Annotated in this window: 15 protein-coding genes and 1 pseudogene; 7 read left to right on the forward strand and 9 right to left on the reverse strand. The window is 71.1% G+C overall.

All coding sequences use genetic code 11. From position 1 onward, the window contains the following. Window positions 1-4: 4 nt before the first annotated feature. A complete protein-coding gene (locus ACWD04_RS15000; RefSeq protein ID WP_451132250.1) occupies window positions 5-919 on the reverse strand; it encodes an ACP S-malonyltransferase in 915 nt (304 codons plus the stop codon). 89 nt (window positions 920-1,008) lie between these two features. Then, the gene (locus ACWD04_RS15005) at window positions 1,009-2,208 is read right to left on the reverse strand and encodes a PucR family transcriptional regulator (protein ID WP_451131858.1); all 1,200 of its coding nucleotides are present in this window, start codon (window positions 2,206-2,208) and stop codon (window positions 1,009-1,011) included. Window positions 2,209-2,286: 78 nt separating this feature from the next. On the opposite strand from ACWD04_RS15005, the gene ACWD04_RS15010 reads away from it, so the two are divergent. Continuing rightward, complete coding sequence (locus ACWD04_RS15010; protein ID WP_451131860.1) at window positions 2,287-2,958, forward strand: pirin family protein; 672 nt, start codon at window positions 2,287-2,289, stop codon at window positions 2,956-2,958. Window positions 2,959-2,962: 4 nt separating this feature from the next. Here ACWD04_RS15010 and ACWD04_RS15015 read toward each other — a convergent pair. Both ACWD04_RS15015 and ACWD04_RS15020 read right to left on the reverse strand, forming a co-directional pair. Next, window positions 2,963-3,547 (reverse strand): annotated as a pseudogene (locus ACWD04_RS15015) (response regulator); the annotation flags it as partial. A gap of 118 nt (window positions 3,548-3,665) precedes the next feature. Beyond that, on the reverse strand, window positions 3,666-4,139 hold the full coding sequence (locus tag ACWD04_RS15020) for a hypothetical protein (protein ID WP_451131862.1): 474 nt from the start codon (window positions 4,137-4,139) through the stop codon (window positions 3,666-3,668). 87 nt (window positions 4,140-4,226) lie between these two features. On the opposite strand from ACWD04_RS15020, the gene ACWD04_RS15025 reads away from it, so the two are divergent. Next, a complete protein-coding gene (locus ACWD04_RS15025) occupies window positions 4,227-4,568 on the forward strand; it encodes a PadR family transcriptional regulator (RefSeq protein WP_451131864.1) in 342 nt (113 codons plus the stop codon). Then, entirely contained in the window at window positions 4,565-5,239 is a 675-nt protein-coding gene (locus ACWD04_RS15030; protein WP_451131866.1) for a permease prefix domain 1-containing protein, read from the forward strand. Before ACWD04_RS15025 ends, ACWD04_RS15030 begins: the two co-directional genes overlap by 4 nt. Window positions 5,240-5,383: 144 nt before the next feature. Here ACWD04_RS15030 and ACWD04_RS15035 read toward each other — a convergent pair whose 3' ends face one another. From ACWD04_RS15035 to ACWD04_RS15045, 3 genes are all read right to left on the reverse strand, one after another. Continuing rightward, on the reverse strand, window positions 5,384-6,049 hold the full coding sequence (locus ACWD04_RS15035) for a DedA family protein (RefSeq protein ID WP_451131868.1): 666 nt from the start codon (window positions 6,047-6,049) through the stop codon (window positions 5,384-5,386). A 159-nt stretch (window positions 6,050-6,208) separates the two neighbouring features. Beyond that, a complete protein-coding gene (locus ACWD04_RS15040; protein WP_451131870.1) occupies window positions 6,209-6,613 on the reverse strand; it encodes a hypothetical protein in 405 nt (134 codons plus the stop codon). A gap of 369 nt (window positions 6,614-6,982) precedes the next feature. Then, window positions 6,983-7,804, reverse strand: a complete 822-nt coding sequence (locus tag ACWD04_RS15045) for a serine hydrolase domain-containing protein (RefSeq protein ID WP_451131872.1) — start codon at window positions 7,802-7,804, stop codon at window positions 6,983-6,985. 87 nt (window positions 7,805-7,891) lie between these two features. Here ACWD04_RS15045 and ACWD04_RS15050 point away from each other — a divergent pair, with 87 nt between their 5' ends. Both ACWD04_RS15050 and ACWD04_RS15055 read left to right on the forward strand, forming a co-directional pair. Then, entirely contained in the window at window positions 7,892-8,353 is a 462-nt protein-coding gene (locus tag ACWD04_RS15050; RefSeq protein WP_451131874.1) for a MerR family transcriptional regulator, read from the forward strand. 4 nt (window positions 8,354-8,357) lie between these two features. Continuing rightward, window positions 8,358-9,374 carry an aldo/keto reductase gene (locus tag ACWD04_RS15055; protein ID WP_451131876.1) on the forward strand — a complete coding sequence of 339 codons (1,017 nt, stop codon included), beginning with the start codon at window positions 8,358-8,360 and terminating at the stop codon, window positions 9,372-9,374. A gap of 70 nt (window positions 9,375-9,444) precedes the next feature. On the opposite strand, the gene ACWD04_RS15060 is transcribed toward ACWD04_RS15055, so the two are convergent. Continuing rightward, on the reverse strand, window positions 9,445-10,467 hold the full coding sequence (locus ACWD04_RS15060) for an ABC transporter permease (protein WP_451131878.1): 1,023 nt from the start codon (window positions 10,465-10,467) through the stop codon (window positions 9,445-9,447). Further along, the gene (locus tag ACWD04_RS15065; RefSeq protein WP_451131880.1) at window positions 10,464-11,450 is read right to left on the reverse strand and encodes an ABC transporter ATP-binding protein; all 987 of its coding nucleotides are present in this window, start codon (window positions 11,448-11,450) and stop codon (window positions 10,464-10,466) included. The genes ACWD04_RS15060 and ACWD04_RS15065 overlap by 4 nt, the downstream gene beginning before the upstream one ends. A gap of 280 nt (window positions 11,451-11,730) precedes the next feature. Between ACWD04_RS15065 and ACWD04_RS15070 the strand changes: the two genes are divergently transcribed. After that, window positions 11,731-12,945, forward strand: coding sequence for a histidine kinase (locus ACWD04_RS15070; RefSeq protein ID WP_451131882.1), 1,215 nt, complete (start codon window positions 11,731-11,733; stop codon window positions 12,943-12,945). Beyond that, window positions 12,942-13,598, forward strand: coding sequence for a response regulator (locus ACWD04_RS15075; RefSeq protein ID WP_451131884.1), 657 nt, complete (start codon window positions 12,942-12,944; stop codon window positions 13,596-13,598). Before ACWD04_RS15070 ends, ACWD04_RS15075 begins: the two co-directional genes overlap by 4 nt. The last annotated feature ends 19 nt before the right edge of the window (window positions 13,599-13,617 follow it).

Genomic DNA, 13,617 nt, shown 5'->3' on the forward strand with positions numbered 1-13,617 from the left:
CTCCTTAGGCGCCTGCGTGCTCGGAGATGAGCGCGCGGGCCGCGTCGAGGTCGTCGGGGGTCTTGAGCGCCAGGGTCCGCACACCGGGCAGCGCGCGCTTGGCGAGCCCGGCCAGGGTCCCACCGGGCGCGGCCTCGATGAGGGCCGTGACACCGAGCGCGGCGAAGGTCTCCATGCACAGGTCCCAGCGGACCGGGCTGGCGACCTGGCCGACGAGCCGCGAGATGACCTCGGCGCCGGTGGCGACCGTCTTCCCGTCGGCGTTCGACACGTACGTCACCTTCGGGTCGGTGACCGTCAGGGCGGTGGCGGCGGCACGCAGCGTGTCCACGGCCGGAGCCATGTGGTGCGTGTGGAACGCGCCGGCCACCTTGAGCGGCACCACGCGGCGTACGCCCTCGGGCTTGTCCTCGGCCAGCGCGGCGATCTGGGCCGTGGTGCCGGCGGCGACGATCTGCCCGGCGCCGTTGACGTTGGCCGGGGTGAGCCCCAGCTTCTCCAGGTGCGGGACCGTGACGTCCGGGTCCCCGCCGAGGAGAGCGGCCATGCCGGTCTCCGTGACCGCGGCGGCCTCGGCCATGCCGAGTCCCCGGGTGCGTACGAAGCGGAGCGCGGCCTCGTCGTCGATGACGCCTGCGAGCGCGGCGGCGGTGATCTCGCCGACGCTGTGGCCTGCGACGACGCCGGGCGAGGCGTCAAGGGCGGCCGCCGAGAGGAGACCCGCGGCGACCAGCAGCGGCTGAGCCACCGCCGTGTCGCGGATCTCGTCCGCGTCGGCCTTCGTGCCGTAGTGGGCAAGGTCGAGCCCGATGGCGTCGGACCATCCCGCGATGCGGTCGGAGGCACCGGGGAGGTCGAGCCAGGGAGTCAGGAAGCCGGGCGTCTGAGCGCCTTGGCCGGGAGCGACGAGTACGAGCACCCTCACACTCTCTCTTGTGGACGGCCCCTGACGCCGGTGGGGACAGGGACGAAGAACCGTCAGGGGAATTGTTGAAGTTCGACAAAAGTCTAGGACTGAGAGTCTCCGGCGGCCAAGCGCCCCAGGATCAGGGCGATCCGCAGCGTGAACGCGGAACGGACGTCGGAGGGTGACCAGCCGGTGACGTCGGTCACACGTCGCAGCCGGTAGCGCACGGTATTGGGGTGCACGAAGAGCATCCGTGCCGCGCCCTCCAGACTGCTCGCCTGCTCCAGATACACACTCAGCGTCTCCAGAAGTGCTGAACCCGCTTCTTCCAGCGGTCTGTAGATCTCCTCCACCAGCTGATCGCGCGCGCCAGGGTCACCGGCCATCGCACGCTCAGGAAGGAGATCGTCCGACAGGACGGGCCTCGGAGCGTCCTGCCACGCCGAGCAGGCCTTGAGACCGGCTGCGGCGGCCTGCGCGGACCTGGTGGCCGCGAGGAGGTCGGGCACCACGGGACCGGCGACGACGGGCCCGGCCGCATACGGGCCGATCAGCGACTTCGCGACGTTCAGGGGGTTGTCGCTGCCGCCGGCGATCACGACCAGGCGGTGGCCGAGGACCCCGGTCAGGACCTGGAGCTTGGCATGCCTGGCGGCCCGCCGGATCGCCTCCACGGTGAGCTCGCTGTCCCCGTCGGGAGCGGTGCCGAGGACCACGCACACATGCTCGGGGGAGTTCCAGCCGAGCGCGGCGGCCCGGGACACGGCGCCCTCGTCCGCCTCGCCGGACAGCACCGCGTTCACCACCAGCGACTCCAGCCGGGCGTCCCACGCGCCACGGGCCTCGGCGGCCTGCGCGTACACCTGGGCCGTCGCGAAGGCGATCTCGCGCGCGTAGACGAGCAGCGCCTCGCGCAGCAGCGACTCGTCGCCGGGCGCCGCGACCTCCTCGATCGCGGTCTCCATGACCTCGATCGTCGTACGCACCATCTCGACGGTCTGCCGCAGGGTGATGGCCCGCGTCAGCTCGCGCGGAGCCGTGCCGAACACATCGGTGGAGATCGCCTGCGGTGTTTCCGGATGCCGGAACCACTCGGTGAACGCGGCGATACCGGCCTGGGCGACCAGGCCGATCCAGGACCGGTTCTCCGGTGGCATCGCCCGGTACCACGGCAGCGTCTCGTCCATGCGGGCGATGGCGTTGGCGGCCAGCCGCCCGGAGGACTGCTCCAGCCGTTTCAGGGTCGCGGCGTGGAGATGGGCGTCATGCGTGGCGGGCTGCTCAGGATCGGGTCGGGGCACGCACACAAGACTGCCTTATCGGGACAGGCGCCCGGAGGGGAGGGGCGGAACGCGGACGGGCGGGGATACCGTGGGGGTGTGATGGACGTACGCCGGTCCGGGGACCGCTTCCGAGGCGGGGACCCCGCGACGGGCGACTCCGCGGGCATCGAGACGCTGCACGCATTCTCCTTCGGGCGGTTCTACGACCCGGACAACCTGCGCTTCGGGCCCGTCCTGGCCTGCAACGAGGAGCGTCTCGCCCCGGGCGCCGGCTTCGCCGAGCATCCGCACAGCCACACCGAGATCGTCACCTGGGTGGTGGAGGGCGAGCTCACCCACCGCGACCCGGCCTCGCACGCCACCGTCGTACGGCCCGGCGACGTCCAGCACCTCAGCTCGGCCGCCGGGGTGCGGCACGTCGAACGCAACGACGGGCAGCACCCGCTGACGTTCATCCAGATGTGGCTGTCCCCCCTGGAACCCGGCGGGAAGCCCTCCTACACGCACGTCGCGGGCATCGCCGACTCCACCCCCTACGCCCTCCCGGAGGCGGGCGCGAGGCTCCACGTGCGCCGGCAGTCCGAGGGCGAGCGCACCGCAGTGCCGGACGCGGCGGGCCTCTACGTCCACGTCGTACGGGGCGAGGTGAGCCTCGGCGGCGAGCTGCTGGGGGAGGGCGACTCGGCGCGGATCACGGAGTCCCGGGGCCTGGAACTGGTGGCGCTGCGGGACGCCGAGGTGCTGGTGTGGGAGCTCGGCGCGGTGTGAGGCGTCACGGTTGCCTCTTCAGCAGCCCGAGTTCGAGCGCCCTGACCACCGCGTGCGTACGGTCGCTGACGTCGAGCTTCGCGAAGACCCGCAGCAGGTGCGTCTTCACCGTGGCCTCCGTGATGACCAGGCGGCGGCCGATCTCCACGTTGGACAGCCCGTCGGCCACCGCGCCCAGCACATCCACCTCTCTCCTGGTCAGCGTCACCGGAGCCGGCTTCCGCATCCGGGCCACCAGCCGCGCCGCGACGCGCGGAGCCAGGACGGTCTCGCCGCGGGACGCGGAGTGGATGGCTTCCACCAGCTGCTCGCGGGTGGCGTCCTTGAGCAGGTAGCCGATGGCGCCGGCCTCGACGGCGCGCTCGATCTCCGCGTCGGTGTCGTACGTGGTCAGGATCAGCACCCGGGTCCGGGTGCGGCCGGCGACGATCTCCTTGGTGGCGCTCGTCCCGTCCAGGACGGGCATCCGCAGGTCCATCAGCGCCACATCGGGCTCCAGCCGCTCGACGAGCCCGACGACGGCCCGGCCGTCCTCGGCCTCGCCGACGATGTCGATGGTGGGTTCGCCGGTCAGCAGGGCGATGACCCCGGGGCATGGTCCTGACGGGCCAGGTCGGTGCGCGGAAAGGGGTGATTCGCGGTAGCTGTCGGGGTCATCGGTGTGACCTCTTGGACGTCGCTGACGGCGAGGGACGCGGGCAGGCGGGTCACGCGCTCGTGGTGGAGCCGGGGCGGATGATCATCAGGACGACGACCACGGCCCAGATGAGGTTGAAGATGCCGGTGAGCATCGTCAGCCGGGCCGCCATGGGACGCGCGGCCTCCTCGGTGGGCGCGTCCTCGTCCCCGGCGAGCAGACGCCGCTGCCCGGGCAGGATGGCGAGGCCGAGCACGGCCGCGGCGATCAGGGTGAGGACGAGCGAGACGATCAGCCAGGCGTCGGTGAGGACCCCGAGCGCGGCGCCGGTCGCTATTCCGAACACCGGCACGAAGACGCCCGCGAGCGAGTAGCCGTAACAGACACGGTGCAGGAGCGCGGCGACCCCTGCGGACCTGCCGTCCCCTTCCGTGCCGTCCAGCGCCCGCAGCGCGTAGCGCGGAAACATCGAGGCGGCGACGGTGATCGACCCGACGGCCACGATCGCGGCGATGACATGGATGGATAGCAGCAGCTTGGTCACTGCGGGTGCCTCCTGCTCGGAACACGCGTATATGTTGGCTGCCAATACATACACTGCCTACGGCTCTTTTGGGTAGGCTGCCTACCTATGAAAGCGGATGCGGTGCGAGGGCACCTCGACGGACTGCTGCTGGCCGTGCTGGAACCGGGCCCGCTGCACGGGTACGCGATCATCGCGGCCGTGCAGCGCCGCAGCGGGGGAGTCGTCGAGCTGCGCACGGGCACGATTTATCCGGCCCTGAACCGGCTGGAGCGGATCGGGCTGCTGAGCAGCAGCTGGGAGTCCGTCGGTGAACGGCGCCGGCGCTGTTACGAGCTCACCGAGGAGGGGCGGCGAACCCTGGCGGGGGAACGGACGGCGTGGGACGAATTCACCACGGCGATCGGCTCGGTCCTCAACCCTCCCACCGCGCCCGGGCTGACCACGTGAACGCCGAAGGCGGACCGGCCGACCCCGTCGCGGACTACGAGGCGGCCCTGACGGCCGCCCTGCACGGACCCGGTGGGGACAAGGCCCGCATGATCGAGGAGCTGCGCGACGGCTTCGCGGACACGGTCGAGGCCCATGTCGACGAGGGGAAGCCCTACGAGCAGGCCGCCCGCCTGGCGGTGCGGGAGTTCGGGACCGTCGAGGAGATTGCGCCGGTCTGCCAGCGCGAACTGACCATCGCCCAGGCCCGGCACACGGCCCGTGCGGCCGTACTCGCCGCGCCCTTCCTGATCGCCTGCTGGTACCTGGCCCGGAGGTCCGGCCTCGCCGACACGGCGTGGCAACTGGCGGGCACAGCCCAGACGCTGGCGGTGTACCTGGCCGGCATCGCGATCGTCGCCGCGTTGCTCGCCGCGTCCACGGCCGCCGCCACGGGTGCACTCGCCCGTCGGCTGCCGACCCCGCACCGGCTGCCCCTGGTGGTCGCCTGGGCCGGCACCACGACCAGCATCGCCATGGCGGTCGCGACGCCCGCGCTCGTCGTCGCCGCGGCGCTCGCCACGGACTGGCCGCTGCTCGCCCTGGCCGGCGTCCTCTCGGCCGCCTCGCACGCCGTGGTGGCGGCTTCGGCCCGCGCCAGCCGCCGTTGCGCCCGACTGGCCCCGGCGTAGCGGGTCACTGATTCCCGGCTCGACCGCCCAGCGGGGGAGTGCCGGAGCGCGTGGATGAGGGTCCGCACGGGAGTCGGCCCTCATGCGGCGGCGCAGCCCCGGACAAGATCGTCCGGGGCTGCGCCGGAGGACGCGTGGCCTCGGTCAAGAGGTGCGGCGGTGCTGCGCCTTCGTGTTGCGGCCCTTGATCCGTACGGTCAGATAGGCGACCAGAGCCACCACGACGACGACCAGGACCACCTTGCTCAGGAGGCCGACGTAGGTCTCCACCACGTCCCATTGACTGCCCAGCCAGTAGCCGGCCATCACCAGGACGCTGTTCCAGACGAGGCTGCCGAGTGTCGTCAGTATGACGAACTGGGGCATCGGCATCCGCTCCAGGCCCGCCGGGACCGAGATGAGGCTGCGGAAGATGGGCACCATCCTGCCGAAGAACACCGCCTTGGTGCCGTGCTTGGCGAACCACGCCTCGGTCCGCTCCAGGTCGGAGGTCTTCACCAGCGGCAGCTTGGCCCACAGCGCGAACAGCCGGTCGCGGCCTATGAGTACGCCGATCCAGTAGAGGGCCACCGCGCCGACCAGAGAACCCAGGGTCGTCCAGAACAGCGCCGAGGTGAGGCTCAGCACTCCCTGGCCCGCCGCGAAGCCGGTGAGCGGGAGGATGATCTCGCTGGGCAGGGGAGGGAAGAGGTTCTCCAGAGCGATGGCCAGTCCGGCGCCGGGGCCGCCCAGGGTGTCGACCAGGTCGGCGGCCCAGCCCGCGATGCCGCCCGTGGGCTCCTGCGGCGCTGCAAGGGTCGAGAGATGCATGGGGGCCTCCAAGGCGGCGGATCGAACGCCCGGGGCCGGCGCCCCGATACCTCTGCATTTTAGAAAGCCTTTACTCGGTGATGGTATGCGGGTTGCCGTTCGATCGACTGCGGGGCCCCGCAGGGCCCGATGTACGGGAGACCGCAGGCCCGTCCACGACTAATCGGCCGGTGTGCCCACGGACAGTTTGTCCAGTTCGCGCATGGCCTGGCTGTGGGAGCTCATCCGGCGTGACACGGTGCCGATGGTGAAGAGCCCGACGCCGGCTGTCGACACCGGCAGGGACAGGCCGAGCAGGGCCACGGCCTCCGGCCAGTCGCGTTCGTCCTGGCAGTAGTCCCCCCGGAACGAGCCTTCGTTGGCCGTGCCGCGATCGGTGAACAGCCGGGATTCGCACTCCCGGGGGTAGTCGTCGTCGGGCTCCTCGTCGACCGAGTACGGCATGAGCAGCAGCACGGCGCACCAGGCCCACAGCAGTGCGGCCAGGGACAGCAGAGCCAGGCCCCACATGCGTGTCTTCCCGGCTCGGTCCCGGAAGTCGAGGTCGTAATCGCGTGATCGCATAGCGGTCGAACCTATCGGAGCCCGAGTACGTCCGGCCCGCCGGGCGTGGGCAGCGGGATCAGCCCAGGAATCGCCGCAGCCACGCGTCCGGTGCGGCGAAGTCCGCCTCGGACGCCGGGGTCTTGCTGTCGCGGACGGGGACGGACGCGGCGCAGCCGTTTGCGGCCTTGCCGCAGTCGCCGCCGTTGGGGGCTCCGTAGTGCCAGGCCGACCAGCCGCGAGAGCCCCCCTCCGTGCCCGGGGCCGTGTCCAGGCGCTCCGAGAAGCCGCGGGTCGGGACCTTCTCCGTCGTCTCGATAAGTCGCCGACGCCTGCCCCCCGTTGCCCCGCGCCGTCGCGGGGGTTCGAGTGTCTCGGCCGCAGGGCCTCTCAGCGGGAGGTGGCGAGCTCCGCCAGTACCGCGTCGGTGAACGGCGTCCAGACCTCGGCTGCCCACGGTCCGAAGGCCCGGTCCGTCAGTGCGACGCAGGCCGCGCCCGCCGTCGGGTCGATCCAGAGGAACGTGCCGGACTGGCCGAAGTGGCCGAAGGCGGCGGGGGAGGAGGAAAGCCCGGTCCAGTGCGGTGACTTGGAGTCGCGGATCTCGAAGCCTAGTCCCCAGTCGTTGGGATTCTGGTGGCCGTAGCCGGGGAGTACGCCCTTGAGGCCGGGGTGCACCACACCTTGCGCCTCCAGGACCGTACGCGGGTCGAGGAGGCGCGGGGCCTGGACCTCCGCCGCGAAGTGGACCAGGTCGTCCACGGTCGAGACGCCGTCCTTGGCCGGGGAGCCGTCCACCGTCGTGGAGGTCATGCCCAGGGGCTCCAGAACCGCCTGGCGCACGTATTCCGGGAACGGGATGTCCGTGGCCTTCGCGATGTGGTCGCCGAGCACCTCGAAGCCCGCGTTGGAATACAGCCGACGGGTGCCGGGAGGTGCCGTGACCCGGTGCTCGTCGAAGGCGAGGCCGCTGGTGTGCGCGAGGAGGTGGCGGACGGTCGAGCCCTCCGGGCCCGCGGGCTCGTCCAGCTCGACGGCGCCCTCCTCGTACGCCACCAGCGCGGCGTAGGCCGCGAGCGGCTTGGTCACCGAGGCCAGCGGGAATCGGTGCGCGGTGGGACCATGGGTACCCAGGAGCGTGCCGTCCGAGGTGACGACGGCGGCTGCCGCAGTGGGGACGGGCCAGTTCTCGATCATCGCCAGGCTCTGCATGGGTACGAGCGTAACGGGAGCCCGAATCCGGGTTCGCCCCCTACGTCGCTTGCCTGGAGTGCACTCCAGGGTTCTAGCGTGGAGGTCATGACGGTGATGGAAAGCATTTCCGCACGCACGGACACCTGCGCTTCGGCTCCGACGGCGCATCCGCGCCCTGCGGGCCAGGACCGCTACACCATCAGCGAGGTCGTCGCCTTCAGCGGGCTCACCGCGCACACCCTGCGCTGGTACGAGCGGATCGGGCTGATGCCGCATGTGGACCGCTCGCACACGGGCCAGCGCCGCTTCAGCAACCGCGACCTGGACTGGCTGTCGTTCGTCGGCAAGCTCAGACTGACCGGCATGCCGGTCGCCGACATGGTCAGGTACGCGGAGCTGATCCGGGAGGGCGAGCACACCTTCGCCGAACGGCAGGAACTGCTGGAGTCGACCCGGCGCGACGTGCGGACCCGGATCGCGGAACTCCAGGGGACCCTCGCCGTGCTCGACTTCAAGATCGACTTTTATGACGGCGCCCGTACGGCGCCGGAATCGGAAAGGGTCTGACCTGATGAGCGAGACCGGAAAGATCGCGACCGTACCGCTGGGCGACGGAGGCCCGCAGGTCGGTGTGCAGGGGCTCGGCTGCATGGGGATCAGCGAGTTCTACGGCGACACGGACGAGGCGGCGGCCCGGGACACCCTGGAAGCCGCGCTGGAAGCGGGCGTCACGCTGTTCGACACGGCGGACGTCTACGGACGCGGGGCCAACGAAACGTTCCTCGCGCCGTTCGTCGGGGCGCACCGGGACGAGATCACGCTGGCCACGAAGTTCGCCATCGAGCGGACCGACGACCCGCACTACCGGGGCGTGCGCAACGATCCCGCGTACATCCGCGAGGCCGTCGAGGGCAGTCTGCGCCGGCTGAACACCGACGTCATCGACGTGTACTACATGCACCGCCGTGACCCGCTCGTCCCGCTCGCCGAGTCGGTGGGCGCGATGGCCGAGCTGGTGCGGCAGGGCAAGGTGAAGCAGCTCGGGCTGAGTGAGGTGACCGGGGACGAGCTCCGGGAGGCGCACGCCGTGCACCCGATCGCGGCCCTCCAGTCCGAGTGGTCGCTCTTCAGCCGGGACGTGGAACGCAGCGCCGCGCCCGCGGCCGTCGAGCTCGGCGTGACCCTCGTGCCGTACTCGCCGCTCGGCCGCGGATTCCTGACCGGGGCGTTCGCGGACGCGGTCAAGGACCTGACGCCCGACGACTTCCGTGCGCACCAGCCGCGCTTCACCGGCGAGAACGCGAAGACGAACGCCGCACTGCTGGAGCCCGTGCACAAGATCGCGGCGGCCCACGGGGCGACGGCCGCGCAGGTGGCTCTGGCCTGGGTGCACCAGCGGGCAGAGGTCCACGGTCTGACCGTGGTGCCCATCCCCGGCACCCGTAAGCGCAGCCGTCTGCTGGAGAACCTCGGGGCGACCCGGCTGACCCTGGCCCCGCAGGAGCTGGAGCTGCTGGAGCCCATCGCGGGCCAGGTGGCGGGGGACCGGTATCCGGACATGAGTAACACGGCCACCGCGCGCGAGTAGGCCGGCGCTCGGCAGCCTGGCCCGGTCGAGGAGCGCCAGTGGTCCTGGCGCTCCTCGACCGGGCCACGCGTCACAGAAGCCGCTTGCGGCCCCAGAGGATGACGAAGGTGGCGACGGCCGCGGTGACGGCGAGCATGATGGCGGCTCCGAGCCACTGCATCGTCTGCATCTGGGAGACGGGGAGATAGTCGAGGGACCAGCCGATGACGTGCTTCGACTCCAGGCAGGCGGTGTGCGCCCGGTCGTTCTCCATCTGATCGAGACAGGTGGTCCAGTCCAGGCGGTCTCCGGATCCGGTGAGGAAGTAGGTGCCCTGTCCCTGCTGCTCCGCCTGGTCAGGCAGCTCCGGCGGTACCAGACCGTGCCCGACGCCCTTGTCGGTGTTGATCGACATGACGTGCCCCAGGCTCCGCCAGACCTCGCTCCAGGCGAACTCGATCGCCACGGCGATGCCGAGCGTGACCACCATCGACACCAGCGTGCGGCGCAGGAGCAGGCCGACCGCCACGCCCACGGTGAACGTGAGCAGGGCGTAGGCCACCGGTACGACCCCCGTGACGCTGAAGAAGGAGGTCCAGATGAGGGCGTCGGAAAGCCCCTTGAGCGGGCTCCACCACCAGGTGAGCACGGCGGTGAGCATGCCGGTCGACAGAGCGAGCACCGCGGCGGGAACGGCGAGTTTCGTGATGAGCCACCGCAGTCGGCTGACGGACTGCGAGGTCACCAGCTTGGCGGTCCCGGTCTCCAGGTCGCCCGCGATGAGCGGAGCCCCGAGGAAGACACCGGCCAGGACGGGGATGTAGCTGAGGTAGCCCCCGATGCTGTGCAGACGGTCGACGTGGGTCTCGAACTCGGGCGGCAGGCCGCCCAGCCTCCGCGAGTTCGGGTCCTGGGTGGCCAGGAAGTCCATCGTCTGCCCGCGCAGGTGGACCATGACGGACACGCCGACGACCATGACGGCGATGAGCGTCCAGAACGCGGCGCGGTGCTGGCGCCAGACGAGCCAGACCGGACCGCCGAGCCGGGGGATCCAGCTGTTCCGCAGGGATCCGGCGGGCGCCGCAGGGGCCGGGTCACGGGTGAGGGTGGTCATGCGGTCACAGCCTTCTGCCGGTCGCGGGTGATGATGTCCTGGATGTCGCCGACCTGGGCGCTGGGAGCGATCAGCGGCGGTGCGTCGGGTGACCGCAGATACGCCAGCAGAAGTTCCTCCAGGGTGGGAGGCTCGGCCTGCCCGCCGTACTCGACCGGTCCCCCGAGACGCACCAGGACGCCCGGCCGGCCCTCGTTGCGGGGCTCGATGACCCTGTGCGGCGCGAGTGCGGGGGACGAGCCGTCCCCGGAAACGGCGAACAGCGCGTGTGCGGCGCGCAGCTCGTTCACCTCGCCCGCGAGACGAAGACCGCCGTTCGCGATGACGAGGAGGTAGTCGCAGATGTGCTCCAGCTCGGCGAGCATGTGCGAGGAGACCAGCACCGTGGTGCCGTGTTCCGCGGCCTCCTTCGTCAGGGTGGCCATGAGCTCGCGGCGGACCAGCGGGTCCAGATCGGCCATCGGCTCGTCGAGAATGAGCAGATCAGGGCGCTTCCCGAAGGCCAGGGCGAAGGCGACGCGGGTGCGCTGCCCCCCGGACAGTGTTCCGACCTTCGCGTCCAGCGGCACCTGGCCCGCGCGGACGATGCCCTCGGCGACCTCCTGGTCCCAGCGAGGGTTGAACTCGCGGCCCAGCCGCAGGGTTTCCGCCACGGTGAAGCGCCGGAACAGCGGCTTCTCCTGGGTCAGGAACGCGGTCCGCAGGACGGCCTCGGTCGACCCCGGCGCCGCGCCGAACACCCGCAGGGCGCCGGTCGTCGGCCGGATCATGTTCGTGGCCAGGCCCATCAGGGTGCTCTTCCCGGCGCCGTTGGGGCCGACAAGGCCGCACACCCGCCCGGCCGGCAGCCGGAAGGAAACGTCCTGCAGGGCCCAGCCGCGCCGGTACTTCTTCCCGAGCTCATGGGCCTCGATCGCCGCCGCGCCGAGCGGCGGCCGCACGAACTCCGTTCCGCTTCCGTGTTGCGACTCTGCGTGATCCATCCGTGGCTCCTGTGCGTGGGGGAGGGGCGGGCCCTGTATGTGCGGGGAGGGGCCGGCCGTGTGCGTGGTCGACCGCTGGGTCGCGATATCGCCTGCGCGGGGTTCCGCTTCGAGGCGAGGCCGGCCGCGATCGTGACATCCTCACTCGTGTGATGAACGGCGAACGCCGCCCGGTGGAGACAACTCTCGTCCGTCGCGCCTCGTGGCGGATCGGGCGAAAGACAGATCATGCGCGGCCGACTCCGACTTTCGGCCGGTCGGCGGGAGGACGGTGAGAGAGATGCCGGAGAGGTTGGCCGCACCCACAGCCACACGAGGGAAGGCCCATCCGCAGCTACTTGTCACGGTCCGGATGATGCTGGTCGTGGGCTTGCTCGGCCTTGTCGTGCTGGACTGGGTGGGCGGCGGCTTCTACACGATCTGGGACGCCGGCCCCTCAGCGCTGGGCCCCGCCAAGCTGGGTGGCGCCCTGCTCGCCATCGCTCTCGTCGTAGCATCTCCCCGGCTCGGCAGCCGGGCGCTGCCGGCAGCCGGCTGCACACTCGCGGTCGGGTCGCTGTGCCTCTCGGTGCTGCTGCACTTGGAGTTGTCGATCGGCTCGCAGGCGCTGGGATACGCCGAACCGGCGGCTCTGGTGTGGCTCCTGCTGGTCGTCGCCCGGCGCGGGGTGCCGTCGTGGGCGGCGGTGGCCGTCCCCGTGCTGTTCATGGCGATCGTGCTGCGGCCGGTGTCGATCTCGGCGCGGCAGTCCACCACCATCATGGCGCTGCTCTTCGCCCTGGCAGCGGTCACGGCGTTGGGCGTCGGCCTGGGGATGCGCCTGCTGCTGGTGGACCGGCGGCGGCAGGCGGCCGCGCTCAGGCTGGAGCAGCGGACGGAGTTCGCCAGGGACCTGCACGACTTCGTCGCCCACCATGTGACCGGCATCGTCGTACAGGCGCAGGGAGCCCATGCGATCGCGGACCGGCGGCCCGAACTGGTGCCGCCCGCGCTGCAGCGGATCGAACAGGCGGGCTCGGAGGCGCTGACGTCCATGCGGCACATGGTGGGGATGCTGCGCGACGCCGACGGAGAAGTGGCACTGACGCCACTGGCGGGCATCGGCGAAGTACGTTTGCTCGTCGAGGAGTTCTCGGCCGTCGGCGGTGCCCGGGCCCGGCTCGATCTGGAAGGGACCTTCGACGACCTGCCGGTGGAGGTGACCACCACCGCACACCGGGTGGTGATGGAGGCCCTCACCAACGTACGCAAGCACGCCCATGGATGTACTGAGGTGCGGGTCCGCGTGGACCGTTCGGGAAACCGGGTCACCGTACGGGTCGGCGACGACGGACGGCCGCGCCACGTCTCGCAGAGCGGCTTCGGGCTGAAGGGCCTGTCCGAGCGGGTGGGCCTGATCGGCGGAAGCGTCCAGGCGGGCCCGGTGACGGCCGGCGGCTGGGCCGTCGAGGCGACGCTCCCGGTGGTCACGACGGCAGGAAGGGTGGCTTCATGACGATCCGTGTGCTGATCGCCGACGACCAGGCCATGGTCCGCGCGGGGTTCGCGATGATCCTCGCCGCGGAGGACGACATCGACGTCGTCGCGGAGGCCCCGGACGGGGCGCACGCGGTGGAACTCGCCGAGCGCCACCGGCCGGACGTGGTGCTGATGGACATCCGCATGCCCCGCATGGACGGGCTGGAGGCACTGCGCAGACTGACTCGGCCCGGCACCGTGAACCCGCCGAAGGTCGTCGTGGTGACGACGTTCGACGACGACGAGTACGTCGAACGCGCCCTGAGCGAAGGCGCCTCCGGTTTCCTGATCAAGGACTCCGGCCCGGCCCTGCTGGTCGAGGCCATCAGGGCGGCCGCCTCCGGTGAGGCGCTGGTGAGCCCGGCCGTCACCGTCCGGCTGCTACGGCGCCTCAACAGCGCCCGTCCGGCACCTCGGAAGCCGCACACCGCGCTCTCCGCACGGGAGGAGGACCTGGTACGTCTGGTGGCCAGAGGGCTGACCAATGCCGAGATCGCCACCGAACTGTCCATCACGGTGGGCACGGTGAAGACGCATCTCAGCAACGTGCAGATCAAGGTGTCCGCCCGTAACCGTGTGGAGATCGCCGCGTGGGCCTGGGAATCCGGTCTGGTCGACGGGCGCCGGTAGGCCGGGGCACGGTCCCGGT

It is taken from the genome of Streptomyces sp. NPDC002911, assembly GCF_053591835.1.